Here is a 19,903-nt window from a genome sequence, read left to right as displayed (position 1 = left end):
TTTCGCTTGAAATGAATGACATTTTGTATTAAAATGTCAGAAAAACTTTTAACCACACTGTTTTTAAGAGGAATATATGGCACTTTATCATGATTTTTTAGTTGAAGACAGAGAGTTTACTTCCTACGAGGACTTGAAGGCGCATTGCCGCTTGAAGGCTCCGGAAAATTTCAATTTTGCCTATGACATTGTAGACCGCTACACTGTTACAGAGCCGGGAAAAAGAGCCCTTGTGTGGTGCGATGACGACGGTGAAGAACATACTTGGACATTTGAGCAGATTTCAGCTGATTCAAAACGGACTGCATATTTTCTTGCTTCCCAGGGAATAAAAAAAGGCGATGCCGTTATGATGATTTTGCGCCGCCGCTACGAATGGTGGTGGGTGATGATGGCACTTCATAGAATCGGGGCGATTGCAGTTCCGGCTACAGACCAGCTGCTTCAAAAAGACATCGAGTACCGCACAAACGCCGCTGAAATCAAGATGATTATTTCCTATGACAATCCGGCTGTTCAGTCTGAAATTGAAAAGGCTCTTCCGAATTCCCCGACTGTAAAAAAACTTGTAACTGTAGGACCTTCACGCGAGGGCTGGATTGACTTCCATGCTGAAGTTGACAAGTGCGTCCCGGAATTTCCGCGCCCGGTAGGAGATGCCGCCGTCCACAGCGAAGATCCGATGCTTCTTTACTTTACGTCAGGAACTTCAGGCTATCCAAAAATGGTTCTGCACAACTTCCTTTATCCAATCGGACACCTTATAACTGCAAAATACTGGCACGGCGTTCAGGACAACGGACTTCACCTTGCTGTTTCTGAAACAGGCTGGGGAAAAGCTGTCTGGGGCAAGCTCTACGGCCAGTGGATCTGCGGAAGCGCGGTATTCGTCTACGATATGCACAGTTTTAAGCCGGACAAGATGCTCCAGAAAATCGCAAAGTACGGAATTACAACTTTCTGCGCGCCTCCAACTGTTTACCGCTACCTTATCAGGCAAGACCTTTCAAAGTACGACATCAGCAGCGTAGTGCGCTTTGCAACTGCGGGAGAAGCTCTCAACGGCGAAGTCTACAACAAGTTTATAGAGCAGACAGGAAAGAAAATCTATGAAGGCTACGGTCAGACTGAATCCACGATTATCTGCGGAAACTTCCTTGACGCTGTTGTTCGTCCTGGCTCAATGGGTCGTCCGTCTCCTGTTTATGACGTTTCTGTTGTAAATGCCAGCGGAAAGCCAGTTCCTGCAGGTGAAGTAGGTGAGCTTGTAATTCACTTGGACAAAGGACATCCGTTCGGACTTCTTTCTGGATACTACCGCGATGTTGCCCTTACCGCGAATGCTTTTGACGGAGGTGTTTACCATACGGGAGACACTGTCTATATGGATGAGGATGGATACGTTTGGTTCGTTGGAAGAAAAGACGACATCATTAAGTCTTCTGGATTCAGAATCAGTCCGTTTGAAGTTGAGTCTGTTCTTCAGCAGCATCCGGCTGTAATGGAATGCGCTGTTACAGGCGTTCCTGATGAAAAAAGAGGACAGGCTGTAAAGGCTACAATCGTTCTTTCTCCGGGATACGAGGCTTCCGAAGAGCTTGAGCATGAGCTTTTTGACTTTGTAAAGCACGAGACTGCGCTTTTCAAGTGTCCTAGAATAATTGAGTTTGTGCACGAGCTTCCAAAGACAATCAGCGGAAAAATCCGCCGTGTGGAAATCCGCGAAAAGGATGCCGGTGTAGACGTGGACAAGGTTAAGCAGGAATTCTAAATCGTACAAAGAACTTCTAAAACTGCCGTCATTTTAGCGAAAAATGCTAATCTGGCGGCTTTTGATTGTTCCGGGAGACTTCGGCAGGCTTCCAAATGTCTTCTTTATAGAAGACTTACAGGATCTGTGTCTGTTTCTATATAGACATCCTTTGGAGGCTTGAATCCCCACACAAGTTTCTTCGCCATTTCCTGAAGCGGGCGGATTTGCTTTGCGCGCAGAAGAATCTGATGGCGGTGGCTTCCGTTTACCATTTCAAGCGGGCATTCTGCAGGTCCAAGAATATCAACTCCCTGCGGACGGCACTTGCAAAGGATGTTGTACGCGCTTTGGGCTGCATTCTGGGCTGCGTCTGGTTTCTGCGAGCGGAACACAAGTCGCAAAAGCCGTGAAAAGGGCGGAAAGTTAAGAATTTGGCGCGCTTCAAGCTCATTCTTGTAGAATTCTTCTGTAAGTCCTTTTACAGCGTAGTTTATTGCGTCGCGGTCTGGGCTGTAGCTTTGCACGATAACTTTTCCTCCGGGGAAAAATCTTCCGGCTCTTCCTGCAACTTGAGTTATAAGAGCGAATGTCTTTTCCTGCGCACGAAAATCCGGCAAATGGAGAGCGGTATCTGCAAGAACAACTCCTGCAAGCTTTAGGTTCGGAAAATTCAGGCCTTTTGCAACCATCTGCGTTCCAAGGAGAATGTCGTATTCGCCTTTTCTGAATGAATCAAGCTTTTCTTGCAATTCTCCTTTGTGATGCAGCGAGTCTGTGTCTATGCGCACGACTTTTGCATTTGGAAACTTTGCCTTTACTTCTGCTTCTATGTATTCTGTTCCGAATCCTGAATATCCTATGTCAAGCGAGCCGCATTTCGGGCATTGCTGTGGCGGCGGAAGTGAATATCCGCAGTAGTGGCATCTTAGGCGGTTTTCGCTTTTGTGGTATGTCATGGAAACAGAGCAGTTTTTGCACTTTAATTCATATCCGCAGCTTGAGCATCTAAAAAAATGCGTGAATCCTCTTCGGTTCAAAAATAGAATCGTCTGTTTTTTTTCTGAAAGGGCTGACTGAATTTCATTTTGAAGCGGCTTTGAAATGCAGCTTTCCTTGTCGGCTTCAAGGCTTAGGTTTACGCAGCTGATTTGCGGCTTTTCGCCTCCGGCAAGTCTTTTTGTGAGTGTGTGCTTGATTATTGTTCCGTTTTGCATTGAATGCCAGGATTCAACAGAAGGTGTCGCGCTTCCCATTACAAGCGGAATGGAATTTTTTTTGCACCTAAGCATTGCAATCTGCCGTGCATGGTAGCGCGGGGAAGAGCCTGATTTATATGAAGAGTCGTGCTCCTCGTCAATTATTATAAGTCCGAGCTGGGGGACCGGGGCAAAAACTGCGCTTCTTGCTCCTACGACAATGCGTGCTTCCCGGCTTAGAATTCGCTTCCATTCTCCGAGACGCTGGCTTGGCGTGAGCGCGGAATGAAGAACTGCGACTGTGCTTCCGAATCTTTTTTGTACAGCTTTTACAACTTGCGGCGTAAGTCCGATTTCCGGCACAAGATAAATTACGCCTTTGCCTGATTCCATGATTTTTTCCGCCGCGCTTAAAAATACTTCTGTTTTGCCGCTTCCTGTTGTTCCGTAAAGGTAGTGGAATTTTTCAGTTGAAGAAAGAATTCCGTTCACTGCGTTTTTTTGTTCTTCGCTCAGGTCTTTTCTTTTAAATCCAGATTCATCTTCCGAAAAAGAAAGTCCTGGAATTTCAGTTTCGCGCTTGCCTGAAGGAATCATCGCAAACACGCATTCTCCGATTGACGCAATATAGTAGCCGCTCATAAATTCCGCAAGCTCCAAAAGCTCTTTTGTCAAAAGCGGAATTTGGTCTATGTAGCGAATTGCTGTGCGGATTTTTTCTTCTGAAACAGCGCAGTTTGGCGGCAGAGTCTTGTGGACGGCGGCTACAAAGCCTGAAGTTTTTCTGTTTCCGAATTTTACTTCAACACGCAGCCCGAACGGATTTTCAATGTTCTGTGTGCCTTCCGGTATTTTGTAGGTGAAAGTCTGGTTCAGCGGAACGTTCAGAATTACGTCGATGTACGCTGAATTCATGGCGGGAGAATCATTCTGCATAGAATTTTTCCGCGTAGTTCGGGATTTCTTTTAAGATGCGGGATTTGAAAACTTTTAAATCTTCCCAGGCAGGACGCTTGAGGCTTTCGTTTCGTAAAAGCGCGCTTGGATGGTAAGTTGCAAGCAGCGGTATTTTTGTTTCGCCAAGGCTGTATTCAAGCCATTTTCCGCGGAGAGAATTTATTCCCTGCTGTGTGTCCAAAAGATTCTGAACTGCCGTGCGTCCCATTGCAAGAATGTACTTTGGCTTTAAAATGTGAATCTGCGCCTGAAGATACCCTGAGCAGGCGTGGGCTTCGTCTGGCATTGGTGTTCTGTTCATTGGCGGGCGGCATTTTACAATGTTTGCAATGTAGCAGTTTGCTGTGCGTCCAAGAGAAATTGCCGCAAGCATTTTGTCAAGAAGCTGACCGGCTTTTCCAACAAAAGGTCGTCCTGTTTTGTCTTCGTCTTCGCCTGGACCTTCGCCTATTACCATTACATAAGGATTTTCAACTCCTTCGCCCGGAACAGTGTTTGTCCTTGCCTTGCATAGAACGCAGTTTTTGCACGAAGCGATTTTTTCCGCAATTGATTCGAGTGTTACGCCTTGAACTGGAACTTTTTCAGTTGAAGCTTGTTCTGGAGGAGTTTGTGAAATTTGCGGCTGGGCTTGAACTGGTTCTTGCGCTTTTATTTCTTCTTGCTCTTTTGGAATTTCTATGTCGTCTTCAAATACGGGAGTTTCCTTAAAATCCGGCGACGGATAACCGTAGCTCCAAGAAGAGGCTGTTTTTAGAAAATCGTAGACTTTGCTTTTTTCTTCCGCCGTCACTTGCTTTCCCTTTCTTTGCAGATGTCGATTGCTTTTCGGTAGCATTCGGTCAGCTTGGGCGTAAGAGAAGAAATTTTCCATTTGCTTCCCCATTCCAAGGCCTGCTTTGATTTTTCCTTGTGAAGGGATTCATTCTGCAGAAGTTCCAGCGTCTTTTTGGAAAATTCCTCCACGTCATCTTTTACCATAAAGCCGCCGTTGTCTCCCTGCATAACGTCCACTGTTCCCATTTCCCCGATTGCTACAACCGGCAGCCCGGAAAGCATAGCTTCAACTGTTACAAGCCCCTGTGTTTCTGTTTTGCTCGGAAAAGTAAAGACCGAAGCCATCTTGTAAAAGTAAATCAAATCGTTTCCGTTGATATATCCTGTAAAGAAAACTGATTTTTCAAGTCCGCGCGATTTTACGCATTCCTTCAGCTCGCTCAAAAACGGTCCGCCGCCCACAAACAAAAGCGCAGTGTCCGGCCGAGATTCCTGAACTTTTTCCAAGACATCAAAAAGAAACGGAAGGTTTTTTTCCTTTACAATGCGTCCTACAAAAAGAAGGATTTTTCTTTCCTTTAATTCTGGAAACTTTTTGAAAAGCGTTGCGTAAACTTCATTTGATTTTTTTTCATCGTACTCAAGCTTGCTGTCTGGAATTCCTGTTGGAAGAATGTTCACTTGGCGTTTTATTCCGTATCTTTCCACGACTTCTGCAATCCGCTTTGTCGGAGCGATAATCACGTCGGCTCTCTTTAAATAAAAGCGAACGACTTCCATTCCGATTTTTTTTAGTCCGCGGGCAGGAACAAAGTTTATGTAGTTTGCAAGATAATCTTCCCAAAGCGTGTGGAATGTGAATACAAAAGGAACATGGCGATGGCGGCAGTAAATTGCTCCAAAATATCCGATTGTCCATTCTGAATTAATATGGATTACGTCAGGCTGAAATTCGTCCATGGATTTTTTTACTAGATGCCATTTGTCCAGCCGCATCATTCTGTCTTCTTTTGAAAATGCAATCCAAGCAGACGGAACTCTTAAAATTTTAAACGGCGACTTCTCGTCATTTGTTTTTTCGTCAAAAAAAGAACTTTTTTGCTGTTCTTCTGTATATTCAAGGCAGACAACACAGACTTCGTGTCCAAGCTTGCAAAGTCCTTCCGCAAAAGACTGGACTGAAACTGTAACTCCGTTTATGCGCGGAAAGTATGCGTCTGTAAACATCGCGATTTTCATATTCTATCGATTTTACTCTATACTTGTACTTTCTGCAAGAATCAAGTAAAATTGGTTTCTATGAAAATTTTAAGTTCATTTAAAAAATTTCTTTGGATTGTTTTGCTTTACGTGCCGTTCTTTTCTTTTGCACGCGGAAAAAATGAACTTGTAAAAAACGGACACTGGATTTATGACGCCCTTGCCGCTGTTTCAATGGAAGAGGGCAGGCTTGATTTTACAGACCGATCGCCTTTGAGTGTTGGAGAAATTCTTTTTTTCCTTGATGAAGCCGAATACAGCTCTTTGAGTTCCGCCGGAAAACTTCAGTATGACAGAATAAAAAATTATTGTTCGCAGGAATCTTTTGAGTTCGGGCCGGATTTTATAAAGCTTGGCTTTGAAGTTGAACTCAATGCGGAAGGCTATTACAAGCAGAACGATGATTTGGAGTGGAACTACGGACGCTATGATAAAGGCGACTTCCTTTATATTCCTGTAAAAATTGAAGGCGCGGATTATTTTACAATGATGTTTGAAGGAAAACTCGCGCTGAATAAAAACACAAAAGAAGATAATGATAATTTTTTGAGCGTTCCACTTGCGGCTGATGAAATCGACATAAATTTCCCGGACACAGGATATTTCAGCACAAGCCATAATTTTACAGAAAACGCGGCTTTGACTTTTCAGATTGGAAGAGGAGCCTCTGATTTTACCCGCTCGCTGACTGGAAGCATTGTGCAAAGCAGATATTTTACAGGCTCTAGCTATTTGGAACTTGGCTTTTACACGCCGAATTTCAGGTATTCCATGAATGTAAATCAGTTCAATGTGGACAAATATCTTTACTCGCACGAAATCAATTTCCGCTTTTTTAAGAAACTTCAGTTTACCGCAAGGGAATCTTTGCTTGTTTTTGCGCCGATGGAGCTTCGCTATTTGAATCCTTGGACAATTTACCACGGATTTGCGGCTTGGCGCGACTACGGAAGCAACGAAAGCAATACTTGCGATTATCTTGCTTTAAAGCTTGCATACACGCCTGTAAAATTTTTGAGGCTGTACGGCGAATTTGCAATGACGCAGTTTCAGACTGTATATGAAACTTCAAACTTTAAAGACGACACAACGCCGAACGGACTTGCTTTTCAAGGCGGAATCGAATCCTTTGTTCCTTGCAATGACGGATATTTTCACTTTTGGCTTGAAGGAACTTACACAGACGCATATATGTACATAAAGGAAAGCCCTGACTGGAGCATGGTGCGCAACTACCGCGAAAATCTTGGCGACACAAAATATGTTTTCTATGAATGGATTGGGACTCCCTTTGGTCCGGATACTGTTTCCGGCAAGCTGAGCATTGAATATGAAAAGCCTGCAAAATGGTCTTTGGGCGCGTCTTATCTTTTAAAGGCTTGCGGAAAAAATTCCGGCACAAAAATTTTCAAGAATCTTGGTTGGCACGAAGGAAATGAATACGTAATTGACGACAGCGATGATGGCAAGAAAAACCGCGAGAACTGGATTTTCCCGGATTCTGATTCTCAAGGAAGCGATGAGGCAAAAAAAAGACAGAAAGCTTCTACGCCGTCTGGAACTAACGAATATGTGAATGTTGTTTCTTTGCGCGGAACTTTCAGCCCTAAGGAAAATATAACTTTTGTGTTTCAGCCGTCATATACGTTTATTATAAATTACAATAATGAAAGCGGCAGAAATGAAAATGGATTTGAAGTTGCTTTTGCCGCGAATATAAAAATTTTGTAATTAATTGAAGGAAATATTAATGAAGTTAAGAAAACTTTTTTTTGCCGCTGTTTTTGCTTTTGCTGGAGCTTTTTGTTTTTCTCAAGTTTCTGTTGACCCGTCAGACGAATTTTATAAGTACGCATTAATTTGGGAAAACCGCGGGCTTGTTTCAAATGTGCCTCCAATCCGTCCTTATCCGCTTGCAAATGTAAAGTCGATTCTTCAGGAAGTAATTGAAACCGGCTGCGAAAAAGACAAGGAAATTGCAACTGAAATTTATGAGCGCGTAACCGGCAAGCCTTACCACATAACTTTTGAAACTGATTTTTTCATTAAGCATGAAATGGAAGAAAAGGACGAAAAGAACGAAAAGCAGTCCTTTAGCACTTCAAAAATGCTTGCGCTTTATCCTGCAATAAAAGGCGACTTGGGGTTTAAAGATGATTTTGTTTCGCTTGGATACGGAGCGGGCTTTGCGGTTTCGAATGCGACTGATATAGACTTTATGCCGCAGTATTCAAATTCATTCCACGATTCTATTTTTGATGCCACTGAAGTCGGCCCGATTGAAATGTACCTTGACGTGAATAGTATCATTGCGCTTGGCTACAAAAATCTTTTTGTTCAGGGCGGAATTTACAGAAGCGGATATTCAGCATTTATAAATGAAGGACTTTCGCTTAACGACACAAGCTATCATTCAGGAAACCTTTCGCTCACATATTTGCACGACAAACTTTCTTATGTTCAGGAACTTTCAATGATTGGCGCAACTTCATCTTATGACGGCGACCTTTCAACTTTGGCTCCAGATAAAATAATGGCGTTCCATGCAATTGGATATGAGCCTTTTGATTTTTTGAAAGTTTCATTCTATGAAAGTGCAGTCTACGGAAACCGCCTTGATCTTTCTTACATTTTGCCGGTTCCTTATATGGTTGCTCAGGGTGTTGGAGGTGCGAGCGACAATCTTGCGATGGGACTTTTAATCGACATAAGGCCTGCTCCTGGGGTTTTGTGGGAAACTGACGTTATGTGCGATGATTTTCCGGCGGAAGATTTCTTTAAATTGAATTTCGATTCAAAGTACAGGCTTGCTGCAAAAACCGGGCTTATCTACACTCCGGCAAATTCATTCCTTGACCGGCTGGATTTTAACTACACTTTTGTGCTTCCGTATACTTACAGCCACTGGCAGTATGACAGCGACAGTTTGGCTTCAATTTCATCTTCAACAATAAACTATCAGAACTGTACAAATGCCGGTGTTTTGATTGGCTCGCAGTATGAACCGAACTCAGACGCTGTAAAATTTTCCGTTGACATAAAGCCTTTTAAGCAGCTCACTTTGTCAATGGGAACAACTTATTCACGCCACGGAAATGTCTGCGAAACTTTGGACACAGAAGAAGCCATGATTTATCTTTGCGCAGACAAAAATGTTTATTCAACAGACGGCTCGGTTTACACTCATTCGATGTTTGCCGCAAATAATTCAAATTCCGGCAACCACGTTTCTTCCGCTTGGGATTCCATGAACTGGCTGAACCAAAAGCACGTTCAGTTTACGCTTCAGTCTTCGTTGAATGTAAAGTACGATTTTAAGCCTACAAAAAAAGGAACGCGCGTTTCCTTGAATGCCGGCTGCACATTTGAATACATTCACAATTATGGAGTTTCAAACCAGATGTTTCCAGGTGGAAATGAAGACATAATTCCAGTTTACGAAAAAGATGATGACGGAAACGGCGGCGGAACTGGCGACATCATTGGATTCCGCAAATCAAAGAACGGAGAAAAATACGATTTGGATTCAGCTGAGGCAAAAGCAATTGTGGACGGATTTAAAGATGCCTGGATTTCTCAACTTACAAACAAACTTAATCTTTTCTTTAACTTTGGCGTAACAATAAGATTTTAACGGCTTAAAAAATGAAAACTGAAATCGACACAACTTTTTATACAGAAACTTATCTTGGAAAGCTTGGCGAGCTTACACTTAAAGGCGGAAATATCCGTATTTTTGAAAAACAGCTTTTGTGCAATATCCGGCTTGCTTTGGAGACTGTCGAGGCAAAAGTAAAACTTCTTTCCGGGCGGCTTTACATTTACTGCACAAAAAATTCTTGCGGCGCAGTTGAGTATGCGCTTGACCATTTGATTGGAATTACCGGCTGGGCAAAAGTTCAGGCTGTTGAAAAAAATCTTGAAGCTATAAAAATTGCAGTCAGAAAAGAAGGAAAAGTTGCAAAATCAAACGGAGCAAAAACTTTTAAAATTGAAGCGCGCCGTGAAGACAAAGATTTTCCGCTTAATTCCTACGAGATTGCCACGGAAGTTGCCGGAGTTCTTTTTGATGACGGAACTCTTGATGTTGATGTTCACAAGCCGGACGTTTCCATTAATATTGAAGTGCGCGAAAAATGCTATGTTTACTGTTCCCAGAAAAAAACTTGCCGTGGTCTTCCAGTTGGCGTGAGCGGAAAAGGTCTTTTGCTTCTTTCAGGCGGAATTGACAGTCCAGTTGCAGGCTACAGAATGATGCGACGCGGAATGAAAGTTGAATGTGTTTATTTTCATTCTTATCCATACACTTCGGAAGAAGCCCAGCAAAAAGTTCAGGACCTTGCAAAGATTATCGCGCAGTACGGAAACGACACTCACCTTAATGTAATTTCATTTACAGAAGTTCAGATGAAAATAAAGCAAAAAGCGCCGGAAGCCTATTCAACATTGATGCTCCGTCTTTGCATGATGAAAGCCGCCAATATGCTTGCCGAGCGGATTAACTGCGACTGCATAATAACAGGCGAAAGTTTGGGGCAGGTTGCAAGCCAGACAATTGAAAATCTTGCGGTTACAGAAAGCTTTGCAGAAAAGCCTTTGGTTCGTCCGCTGATTGGCTTGGACAAAGAGGAAATCATGGACACAGCGAATTTCATAGGAACTTACGAAACTTCAATTCTTCCGTATGAAGACTGCTGCGTTTTGTTCAGCCCAAAGCATCCTGTTTTGAGAGCCACTATAGAAGAAGCAAAGAAAATTTACGATTCCATGGAAATTGATTCTCTTATTCAAAAATCTTTTGATGAGCGTCAAATTTTCCGATACTCAATAAGAGACGTTATCGGGGAAAAATGGTCTTTAAAAGAAAACTTCTAGCATTTGTTTTTTTACTTTTCTCAGTTAAAATTTTTTCACAGGAAGAAGTTCCTCAGCTTTTAAAAGGCGTATGGAAAAATTCCAGCCGCTACTTTGTCTTTGATTCAGGCTACGTTTCTGATGACGGCGGCGCAATTCCCCAAGCTGTGCTTAGAACTTTTTACACTTGGTACGATGACCGCGCGGCAGAAAGCAGCCTTTATTCAGAAAAAAATCCGCGGGACGTAAACAACACAACTTCAAAAAGCCCTGCACAGGAAATCAGCATAAAATATGTTCCGCTTGCCGATGAGCTTTTTTCGCAGGCAGATGGAAACGGCGTTTTGCAGAATGACGGCGGAATTCTTTATGCGAACGGAATTCCTTCTGGCGCCTGGAATCTTGAAATAAAATATCCGAATAGAAAAGAAATTTACAATGTTCCAGTTGCTGTAATTGGCGACAAGCTTTTTCTGAAATTTGTCATAAGGCAGAGCGGGGAAGCAGGGCGCGCTGGATTTTGGAAAGATTCAGGAAACGCTTCTGGAATTTTAATAAGTCCGCCAGTTTCAAGCAAGGAGCTTTTGTCTTATTTTGCCACGGATTCAGCAGTTTACCAGATTCGCTACTGGAAAACCGACATGGAATACGACAGTTCCGCCCAGGCTTTTTTTTCCGACGCAGGAAGTGAATATTCTGTTCCAAAGCATCTTGTTGTAGCCGGGCAAATTTTTACTTGCGTTACAGGGCGCAGAACCAAAATCCGCAGTGTGAAAAAAATTTCTTCTTTTCCTGCTGACTGTACTTTTAATTCAGTTTTAAAAATAAAATCTTCAAATGATTTAAATGGAATTCAAGTTCCTCAGGAGTCTGTTTACTCAACAATCTGCGCATTCGGCGAGCCTTATTTGACGCTTGAAAATGGAAAATCTCTTGAAGAAATTCTTGCTGAAAATCTGAAAAAAAATCATCCGCCACCACAGCCTCTTTTTCCTCCGCATGGAATTCTTGACTTTGACTGGAGCATAATTGAAGACCCTCCAAAAGACTGGAACCGCCGCGTCCTTGATCACGGAAAATAAACTTGCAAATATGTCATACTCGTGCTTGACACGGGAATCTTAAAAAATATTAGACGGGGGGGGGGTACTTGTAAAAAAAGTTGACAGATGAAGATTTTGTTATATAATTTAAACCAAGTGTATTGTTAAGAATTGGAGAATACTCAATAAGTTTAAAATGTCATTGTCGTACTTGATACGACAATCTCTAAATGATTGTAATATATATTTTTTTTAGATTTTCGGGTCGAGCCCGAAAATGACATAAAAGATGCTTTTGAAACATTCTCTGGTTTTTATTTTTAAGGAGGAATTTATTATTATGGGAGAAAATGCTTCATCAAATACCGAAAAACGCAAGAGCCTTGTGTTCAGGCTTGTTCTTTTTGTAGGACTTTCAATTATATTTTTTAACTTCCTGCAAATTATTGTAACAGGAAAAATCACAAAAAAGTCTGTGCTTTCTGATACTGCCGAAGATTATGCAGTTATTGCATCTGCCTATTCGCAACTATTTCAGGAAAAAATGAATGTTTATTTTTCAGAATTAGATTATTACCTAAGAGCGGATGTCGTTTCTACAGGAAACATTGACGCAATAAAAAAATGGCTTCTTGCTCATGAAGGCGAGCGTTCAGAACTCTTTGACTATGTACTGGTTGTGGGACCAGATGGCATTTGCACAACTGACACAGGACCCACTGCAGATATTTCTGACCGTTCATACTTCAAAGCTATTATGCAAGAAGGAAAAACAAAATTTGTTGCAGATCCTTTAGTTTCCAAAACAACAGGAAAAACTATTATTCATATTGCTCATGCCATTGTTCATAATGGAAAAACTATAGGTCTTTTTGCAGGTATAGTTGATGTAAAACACCTTGATGATGTTGCAACTTCAATAAAAGTTGGAAAAACTGGATATGCAGTTATTCTTTCAGATGATGGAACAGTTCTTTCCCATCCAAACAAAGATTGGGTCATGAAACGCAACTTTCTTACCGGATATTCAAAAGGCCATGAAGACATGGGCGAGCTTGCAAAGCAAATGGTTGCAGGTAAAACAGGAACTGCCTGGATAAAAGGATTCTCTGAGGCTCTTGAATTTGTAAGTTTTACGCCTATTCAAGGCACACATTGGTCTATTGGAATTTTTGTTCTTCAGAGTGAAATCTATTCTTCAATTACTTCAATGATGGGGCAGATGACTTGGCTTTCTATTATAAGCGCGATTCTTCTTGTAAGCATAGCAGGCTTCCTTATGTACCGCGCAATAAAGCCATTGAATAAACTTGACTACGCAATAACAAAAATCGCTTCAGGCAACGCCGACCTTACACAAAGAATTGAAATAAATTCCAACAACGAAATCGGCGTTGTTGTAAAAGGATTCAATAAATTTGTTGGCAAATTGCAGGAAATTATTTCCGATGTAAAAAATTCTAAGAATGAGCTTTCTAGTGCAGGAGAAGTTCTTGAAGAAAGCACTCAAAATACTTCCAGTGCAATCACGCAGATTCTTGCAAACATTGACAGTGTAAGAAACCAGATTGTAAGCCAAAGCTCAAGTGTTGAAGAAACCGCCGGGGCTGTAAATGAAATCGCTTCAAATATTTCTTCGCTTGAAAGAATGATTGAAAACCAGACCGCAGGTGTAAGCCAGGCTTCCGCTGCCGTTGAGCAGATGATTGGAAACATTTCTTCTGTAAATCAGTCCGTTGACAAAATGGCTTCTTCATTCAGCGAGCTTCAGTCTGACGCGCAGAACGGATTTTCTAAGCAGCAAGTCGTAAACGAGCAGATAGAAAAAATTGAAAAGCAGTCCGCAATGCTTCAGGAGGCAAACGCCGCCATTTCTTCAATTGCAAGCCAGACAAACCTTCTTGCCATGAACGCCGCAATCGAAGCAGCCCACGCAGGCGAAGCCGGAAAAGGATTCAGTGTTGTAGCAGACGAAATCCGCAAGCTTTCAGAAACTTCCACTTCGCAGTCAAAGACAATCGGCGACCAGCTTAACAATATCCGTGAATCTATCGATGAAGTTGTTGCTTCTTCCGCGGAATCAAGTTCGGCTTTTGAAAATGTTTCCAAGAAAATCAAGGATACAGACCAGCTTGTTGTTCAGATTAAGTCGGCAATGGAAGAACAGACCGAAGGCTCTAAGCAGATAAACGAGGCTCTTCATTCCATGAACGACAGTTCTTCCGAAGTTCGCAACGCCTCTTCTGAAATGTCAGCCGGAAATCAGGCGATTCTTGAGGAAGTAAAACGGCTTCAGGATGCCACAATGGTTATGAAGGAAAGCATGGATGAAATGGCGGTTGGCGCAAAGAAAATAAACGAAACTGGTGCCGCCTTAAGCGAGATTTCTTCAAAGGTAAAAGGCTCTATTTCGAATATTGCAGACCAGATTGACCGCTTTAGAGTTTAATAAAAATTTATCGACAAACAATTTATTGTTGTTATAATACGATAAAAAATTGTTGACAAACAAGTAAAGCTCTTGTAGAGTATTCTACAGGAGCTTTTTTATGTCCAGTAAAAATTTTAATATTCTTGCAAAGGTCGTTTCAAAGTTTTTTGAAATTGTTTTCTTTGTGTGTTCCATTCTAATGGTTGTTGCCGCAATTCTTTCTTTTGCGCGTCCCCAGATGCTTGGAGCATTCCTTCTTGCCAACATTGACAACGGCACAATCGCCACAAATGGATTCCAGATTATGATTGTAGCGCCAAACGGAGAGCCTATTGTTGGCGCAGTCAGAATCTTTACTTTCGCCGGAATCTTTACAATGCTTTGCATGACAATGATTTTTAGAAACATTTATCTGATAATCAAAACTTGCGAAGGGCGCACTTGGTTCAGCAAGGGAAAAACTCCGTTCCAAAAGGACGTTGTTAGAATGGTTCGTGAAATAGGCATTTTCAGCATAATGATTCCTATGACTGGACTTGTTCTTAGCCTTGTTGCCCGTCTTACGATAGGCGCGGATTTTTGCGAAACCAGCGTTCAGATTGTAGGAATCGCCATGGGAATTGCAATGATTTGCTTTTCGCGCATTTTTGCTTACGGAATAAAGCTTGAAGAAGAAGTCGAAGGGCTTATCTAAGGACGGAGTATTATGGGAAATATTGTATTGCATCTTGACCGCGTAATGGTTGAGCGTAAGATTTCATTGAATGACCTTGCGGAAAAAGTGGGAATTACCAACGTGAACCTTTCCAAGATAAAAAACAACAGGGTAACGGCAGTGCGCTTTTCCACGCTTGAAGCCTTGTGCCGCATACTCCACTGCCAGCCCGGAGACATCCTAAAGTACGAAGAATAGTCTTCTTGCCGTTCCCTCTGATTTGTCAGGAAAGCTTATGTCATGTCATTCCTTGATTTGCTCAGGTAATATTATTGTTATGTCATTCCTGTGCTACGACACAGGAATCTGTATGGCATTAGAATTATGAGATTCCCGTGTCAAGCACGGGAATGACCCAAAAGCAAGCACATAAATAGCACAAACAAAAGCAAACAGAGGAATAGATATAAAAGCAATCGCAGAAATGACCAAAAGCAAGCAGGAATTTATGCCATGCCATTATCCAGCTTGACCAGACGTATTGTCATGTCATTATCCGGCTTGACCGGATAATCTCCTGCGAGTATAAGCACAATATCATTATCATGCTTAATACTGCGATGTTTCTAAAGAAACTTGGTTGACAATCTTTAAAAATATGCGTTGAACGAAACCGTGAACTCATGCCATCTCTCGTCCCAGTCCATATTGAAAGAGTAGCCGCCTTTAAGCGAAATGTTTTGGGCAATATTAAAGCCTTCGTTTACGCTAGCCTGAATTCTTAAATGTTTTTTGTCGAACGGCGACTGAAGCGCGCTTGCCGCAATCTTGTTTTTCCAGATTCCTGCCGTTGTTATAAAGCCGACTTCTGCGCCAATAAGCGGATCTGCATAAAAATGCTTCCTTTCATACTTTGGAGAAGCATAAGCGTCAAATCCTGCAAGAAAGTAAGGCTGAATCCAATAAGCTGGCTTTATGCTTGTTCCGAACATTGCTTTTAGCCTGAATGCAAGAGCTTCTTCTTTATATTCATTCGGGTTGGAGTCAAGTCCGACAACAATATTCATTGCACTGTTAAAAAAGTACAAGTCTGAAACCGGCAGCGAGATTACCGAGGCAATCAAGGCTTTCTTTAAGTAGAAGTCTGTTTCCTGCGGATGCACTCTAAGGTCAATTTCACCGAACACAAGTTCTGAATTTGAAGCGTATCCTGCAGGATTTTCAAGCTGTTCGTGCGCTGTAAGACGAAATTCCAAGCCTGTGTATGCGCCTTCTATGTCTTTTCCGCCGTGAATGGAAATCTTTTTGGAGCCATGTGCTTTTTCCGGATGCGGAGGCTCTGTTATTTTTGTGCTGGATTCTATCTTGCCTAGCTTTCTACGCTCCGAAAGAACTGAAACAAACCGCGGTCTGTATTCATCTGATGAAATTTTCCGGCTGTTCAAGAGGGAAGTAAGATAGTCGGATGCCTGTTCCCAAATTTCAGCCTGTTTTTCTTTTGGCAAGTCGCCGAATGGGAAGTCCTGTGCTGTCTTTTTCCCGTAACAAACGTCTTTTACATATTTGTTTTGCTTCCGTGTAAGCTGTGTCTTTTGAAATTCCAGTTTTGAGTACACGGAAGGTCTGTAGTCAGTTTTATCTGCAAGTCCTGTTTCGCAGATGGTCTTTACAGTTTCTATTGGCTCTACAACGCCGCTTAAAATATTCGTTATGTCTGTTTCTGGCTTTGCGGCTTCTATAAGAAATAAAAGGTTGTATGAGCAGTTTTCGCTTATAAAAAAGTAACGCGAGTAAATACCTGAAAGGTCAAAAACATGGCGCAGCATTCTGTCTTTTTCTTCTTCTGAAAAGTTTAAGCGGTATTCCCATATATCGCGCATATCCATATTGGCGTACTGCTTGATTTTTTCATAGTAAGGCACGAATCCAAAATATCCCCGGAATCCTCCAACAAGACCTAGAATTGCGTACATCGCGCCGCCTGTTATATTTGTAACAGCTCCATAGTTTATAGAGCTTGCAAGAAGACGCGACTGTTCTTTGGATTCCATGAGCAAAAATGTATGTCCGAAAACTGAAGCCGGATTTTTTAGAAAGCCTGCCGGGAATATAAGGTAAACGTCCCCGGGATTTACTTTCCGCACAATCGACTGATAATATGCGTCTCCATCATAAGGAAAATCCTCTTTTGAAAGATTCAGCTGGTCGCAAATCCATTTAAATCTGCCAGGAAAACGCTCAATTGCGTGCCGTTCATCTTTGCCGGGCGCAGGAGAAAAGAATGCTTTTATAGTACCTTCTAGCTCTGCCTTTGGATTTGTCTTGCCTTTTTTTGCACAGAAAAACATCGGGTCGTCCACAAGGCTTTTGTTTTTGTGGAATGGAGAAGGCTTGTAATGAAGAAGTGTTTTCCAATATGGCGCGTTATAAAGCTCCATGGAAAATGCTTTGTCCACAGCTTCCTGTGCTTTTTTTTCGTAGCCGGGAGCTGGCTCTGTAGGGGCTAGCTTTGAAATTGCTTCTAGTTTTCCTGAAAAGTTAACGGCGTCCGCAGTTCCTTTTGCGGGGCTGTTTTCATCTGCAAATACTGGCAGGAAAAACGAAGCTGCGAGTAAAAACAAACAGGGTACGACTTTGCGGCCGTACCCTGTTCTTTTAGACGAAAAGTCCAACTTAGCCAACAAGTGAGTAGATCTTTCCGCTTACTTCAGTTGCAGATACGTCTGAAGAAGAGAAGATGTTGTCAAAGTTCGCCTGAAGAGCAGCTTTGAAAGCTACACTGTCAGAAACGTTGAGCATTGTTGAAAGTGTGTCAACATATTCGCCTTCGCCCATAGCGATGTCTGTTGCAAGTGCATCCATGTTGTCTGCGATGAACTTGTCTGTTTCTTCCATTCCGATAAGTCCTCCGCTATATCCAGAAGTTCCGAATGTAATAGCGAATCCCTGTGAACAGAATGTGCCGTTTGTTGTTGCGGCAAGCAAGTCATAAACAGGTCCGTTCTGATCTCCGAAAACAACATAACCAAGACCAGGTCCAACCTTTGTAGCAAATGCGCTAGAAGCAAGTGCCAATGATACAACAGCTACTGCAGCAGCCAATTTACCCTTAAACATAAGAGCCTCCAATGTTTTTTCAGAAAAACAAAGCCATAAAGTTTTTGTTTCTCCTTTTAGTTTTATAAATGATAAAGCAACAATTTCAAAAAGTCAAGAAAATGAACAGTGATTAGCTTAAATTAACAAAAAACTTAAATTTCACTATTTTGGAAACTCGTTTTTGATTTTTGGAAGCTCTTTTTCCCAGATTTCCGCCATGAATCTGTAGCCGGCTTCGTTTGGGTGGATTCCGTCCTGGCACATAAGCTCTTTGTCTTTTTTGGACTCAAGAAATGCAAGCCTCATATCCACAATCTGCACGTTGTTTTGAAAACTGTATTTAACAAGATGCGCATTGTATGTTTCGTGGTTTTGGTACAGCGTCATAATGTCCGAGTTCACAAACGCCTTTACTTTTTGTTCGTCATATCCTCGGCAAATGTGCAAAAGCCATCGGTCTGGAACAAGAGGCGGCATTGTCATAATGAGCGGCGTTGTTCCGTTTTGTCGGCAGGTTTTTGCCATTTTGTCTATCGTGCTTATAAATTCGTCTATGCCTACACGTGGATTTGTGTTTTCCCCGGAGCATACTTGCGCCCAGTCATAGTCGCAGTCGTTTCCGCCGGATTCTATTATTGCAAGGTCGCCAAGCGCATTCCGCTCAGCATCACGCAAAAACCTCTTGTAGCTTTTGGTGATTATGTTTCCGAATACGCTTTGGTTGTTCAGCTTAAATCCTAGTTTTGCAGCTGCAAGTGAAAGGCTGTCATTCTTTGTTATGTCAAAGAGGTGCCCGCTTCCTGTTCCTGTAACTGCGCCCTTTAAAATTGAATCTCCATATACAGAGACTGTGTTAATTCCGTTTTCCATGCCTTGTTAGACACATTTCACGCCGTTAAGTTTCATTTTTTAGGTCGAATGTCGAATTTTAGGATTTCTTGAAATTTCTAGTCATTGTCAGGCTTGATCCGATAATTCCTTGTGTTTTTTTAGCAAGATTGCAGTGTCAAGCACGGCAATGACAGTCTTGCTGTCAAATTTTGCCTAATACTATCAGTGCAATTACTACAGTAATAAGGTGTTGATTAGTACGCTAATAATGAGGCAATTACTGCACTAAATGGGTGTTGATGAGCGCACTAATAAGGAGGCATTTAGTGCAGTATTTAAAGGGCAATTTAAGAGGTGGAAGAATGTCTTTCCTTAAAAAAATCGCATTGAAAATTAAAAATCCTTGTGATAAGATAGGAAAATAAAAAAGAGGTTACGGTTTATGCTGATTTCAACAAGAGGGCGTTATGCACTTCGTGTTATAATAGAGCTTTGTTCGCACGGAAAGGACGAGTTTGTTCCATTGAATGTCATTGCTGAGAATCAGGATGTGTCGCTAAAATATCTTGAAAGCATTGTGGCTCTTTTGGTTAAGGCTGGTCTTGTAGAAGGCTTGCGCGGAAAAAAAGGCGGCTACAGGCTTACAAAAGATGCTGACGAATATTCCGTTGGAGAAATCCTAAAACTTACGGAAGGAACTTTAGCCCCTGTTACTTGCCTTGAAGAAAACGCTGAAACCTGTCCACGTTCCGCAGAATGCAAGACGCTCCCCATGTGGGAAAAACTGGACACTATAATTTCCAACTATCTATACAGCGTAAAAATTTCCGACCTTTTAAAGCCTGAAAGTGTAAGCGACTGGGTAATATAAATATCTTATTAGCTTCTATATTCAACAGATTCCTGTGTCGAGGCACAGGAATGACTCTTCATTCAATCCGTGTGGCAAAAAATAATAATAAATTATAAAACCCTATTGACTTGATAGGAAATAAAGGTTAGTATTATTGCATAAAACCTATATTTTAAGTAGGAATATAAACTAGC

Annotated in this window: 15 protein-coding genes; 9 read left to right on the top strand and 6 right to left on the bottom strand. The window is 41.9% G+C overall.

Annotated elements, in window-relative coordinates; translation table 11 throughout:
- The first annotated feature begins 76 nt into the window (after positions 1-76).
- Positions 77-1,771, top strand: coding sequence for an AMP-binding protein (locus tag Q0N70_RS00355; protein ID WP_294012093.1), 1,695 nt, complete (start codon positions 77-79; stop codon positions 1,769-1,771).
- A 104-nt stretch (positions 1,772-1,875) separates the two neighbouring features.
- On the opposite strand, the gene priA is transcribed toward Q0N70_RS00355, so the two are convergent.
- Genes priA through Q0N70_RS00340 form a run of 3 tightly spaced genes read right to left on the bottom strand, consistent with a single transcriptional unit; the run spans position 1,876 to position 5,922 of the window.
- Positions 1,876-3,885, bottom strand: coding sequence for a primosomal protein N' (gene priA, locus Q0N70_RS00350; RefSeq protein ID WP_294012090.1), 2,010 nt, complete (start codon positions 3,883-3,885; stop codon positions 1,876-1,878).
- Positions 3,875-4,699 carry a uracil-DNA glycosylase gene (locus tag Q0N70_RS00345; RefSeq protein ID WP_294012087.1) on the bottom strand — a complete coding sequence of 275 codons (825 nt, stop codon included), beginning with the start codon at positions 4,697-4,699 and terminating at the stop codon, positions 3,875-3,877. Before Q0N70_RS00345 ends, priA begins: the two co-directional genes overlap by 11 nt.
- Positions 4,696-5,922: a glycosyltransferase gene (locus Q0N70_RS00340; protein ID WP_294012084.1), complete on the bottom strand. Its 1,227-nt coding sequence runs from the start codon at positions 5,920-5,922 to the stop codon at positions 4,696-4,698. The genes Q0N70_RS00345 and Q0N70_RS00340 overlap by 4 nt, the downstream gene beginning before the upstream one ends.
- 60 nt (positions 5,923-5,982) lie before the next feature.
- Between Q0N70_RS00340 and Q0N70_RS00335 the strand changes: the two genes are divergently transcribed.
- The 7 genes from Q0N70_RS00335 (at position 5,983) to Q0N70_RS00305 (ending at position 15,184) form a co-directional block, all read left to right on the top strand.
- The gene (locus Q0N70_RS00335) at positions 5,983-7,674 is read left to right on the top strand and encodes a hypothetical protein (RefSeq protein WP_294012081.1); all 1,692 of its coding nucleotides are present in this window, start codon (positions 5,983-5,985) and stop codon (positions 7,672-7,674) included.
- Positions 7,675-7,693: 19 nt separating this feature from the next.
- Positions 7,694-9,577 (top strand): hypothetical protein, encoded by a 1,884-nt coding sequence (locus Q0N70_RS00330; RefSeq protein WP_294012078.1) that lies wholly within the window; start codon positions 7,694-7,696, stop codon positions 9,575-9,577.
- An 11-nt stretch (positions 9,578-9,588) separates the two neighbouring features.
- On the top strand, positions 9,589-10,818 hold the full coding sequence (gene thiI, locus Q0N70_RS00325) for a tRNA uracil 4-sulfurtransferase ThiI (protein WP_294012075.1): 1,230 nt from the start codon (positions 9,589-9,591) through the stop codon (positions 10,816-10,818).
- Entirely contained in the window at positions 10,794-11,879 is a 1,086-nt protein-coding gene (locus Q0N70_RS00320) for a hypothetical protein (protein ID WP_294012072.1), read from the top strand. The genes thiI and Q0N70_RS00320 overlap by 25 nt, the downstream gene beginning before the upstream one ends.
- A gap of 301 nt (positions 11,880-12,180) precedes the next feature.
- Positions 12,181-14,289, top strand: a complete 2,109-nt coding sequence (locus Q0N70_RS00315; protein WP_294012069.1) for a methyl-accepting chemotaxis protein — start codon at positions 12,181-12,183, stop codon at positions 14,287-14,289.
- Between the two features lie 100 nt (positions 14,290-14,389).
- Positions 14,390-14,965, top strand: a complete 576-nt coding sequence (locus Q0N70_RS00310) for a hypothetical protein (protein ID WP_294012066.1) — start codon at positions 14,390-14,392, stop codon at positions 14,963-14,965.
- Positions 14,966-14,977: 12 nt separating this feature from the next.
- On the top strand, positions 14,978-15,184 hold the full coding sequence (locus tag Q0N70_RS00305; protein WP_294012063.1) for a helix-turn-helix transcriptional regulator: 207 nt from the start codon (positions 14,978-14,980) through the stop codon (positions 15,182-15,184).
- Between the two features lie 392 nt (positions 15,185-15,576).
- Here the strand turns inward: Q0N70_RS00305 and Q0N70_RS00300 are convergent, their stop codons facing one another.
- From Q0N70_RS00300 to Q0N70_RS00290, 3 genes are all read right to left on the bottom strand, one after another.
- On the bottom strand, positions 15,577-17,547 hold the full coding sequence (locus Q0N70_RS00300; protein WP_294012061.1) for a DUF4105 domain-containing protein: 1,971 nt from the start codon (positions 17,545-17,547) through the stop codon (positions 15,577-15,579).
- A 52-nt stretch (positions 17,548-17,599) separates the two neighbouring features.
- Entirely contained in the window at positions 17,600-18,043 is a 444-nt protein-coding gene (locus Q0N70_RS00295) for a DUF3015 family protein (RefSeq protein WP_013701755.1), read from the bottom strand.
- Positions 18,044-18,187: 144 nt separating this feature from the next.
- Entirely contained in the window at positions 18,188-18,895 is a 708-nt protein-coding gene (locus Q0N70_RS00290) for an SGNH/GDSL hydrolase family protein (RefSeq protein WP_013701754.1), read from the bottom strand.
- Positions 18,896-19,298: 403 nt separating this feature from the next.
- Between Q0N70_RS00290 and Q0N70_RS00285 the strand changes: the two genes are divergently transcribed.
- Positions 19,299-19,727: an Rrf2 family transcriptional regulator gene (locus Q0N70_RS00285; RefSeq protein ID WP_013701753.1), complete on the top strand. Its 429-nt coding sequence runs from the start codon at positions 19,299-19,301 to the stop codon at positions 19,725-19,727.
- Positions 19,728-19,903: the final 176 nt, after the last annotated feature.

This window comes from uncultured Treponema sp., assembly GCF_945873775.1.
GTDB lineage: Bacteria > Spirochaetota > Spirochaetia > Treponematales > Treponemataceae > Treponema_D.
The sequence above is the reverse complement of the archived record's forward strand: the minus strand, read 5'-3'. Positions and strand labels throughout refer to the sequence as shown.

Excerpts from the sequence above, each read along its gene's own strand:
- Q0N70_RS00335 (WP_294012081.1), top strand. The coding sequence starts at position 5,983 with ATGAAAATTTTAAGTTCATTTAAAAAATTTCTTTGGATTGTTTTGCTT.
- Q0N70_RS00315 (WP_294012069.1), top strand. The coding sequence starts at position 12,181 with ATGGGAGAAAATGCTTCATCAAATACCGAAAAACGCAAGAGCCTTGTG.
- Q0N70_RS00295 (WP_013701755.1), bottom strand. The coding sequence starts at position 18,043 with ATGTTTAAGGGTAAATTGGCTGCTGCAGTAGCTGTTGTATCATTGGCA.
- Q0N70_RS00340 (WP_294012084.1), bottom strand. The coding sequence starts at position 5,922 with ATGAAAATCGCGATGTTTACAGACGCATACTTTCCGCGCATAAACGGA.
- Q0N70_RS00310 (WP_294012066.1), top strand. The coding sequence starts at position 14,390 with ATGTCCAGTAAAAATTTTAATATTCTTGCAAAGGTCGTTTCAAAGTTT.
- Q0N70_RS00290 (WP_013701754.1), bottom strand. The coding sequence starts at position 18,895 with ATGGAAAACGGAATTAACACAGTCTCTGTATATGGAGATTCAATTTTA.
- priA (WP_294012090.1), bottom strand. The coding sequence starts at position 3,885 with ATGCAGAATGATTCTCCCGCCATGAATTCAGCGTACATCGACGTAATT.
- Q0N70_RS00285 (WP_013701753.1), top strand. The coding sequence starts at position 19,299 with ATGCTGATTTCAACAAGAGGGCGTTATGCACTTCGTGTTATAATAGAG.
- Q0N70_RS00320 (WP_294012072.1), top strand. The coding sequence starts at position 10,794 with ATGGTCTTTAAAAGAAAACTTCTAGCATTTGTTTTTTTACTTTTCTCA.
- Q0N70_RS00330 (WP_294012078.1), top strand. The coding sequence starts at position 7,694 with ATGAAGTTAAGAAAACTTTTTTTTGCCGCTGTTTTTGCTTTTGCTGGA.
- Q0N70_RS00355 (WP_294012093.1), top strand. The coding sequence starts at position 77 with ATGGCACTTTATCATGATTTTTTAGTTGAAGACAGAGAGTTTACTTCC.
- Q0N70_RS00305 (WP_294012063.1), top strand. The coding sequence starts at position 14,978 with ATGGGAAATATTGTATTGCATCTTGACCGCGTAATGGTTGAGCGTAAG.
- thiI (WP_294012075.1), top strand. The coding sequence starts at position 9,589 with ATGAAAACTGAAATCGACACAACTTTTTATACAGAAACTTATCTTGGA.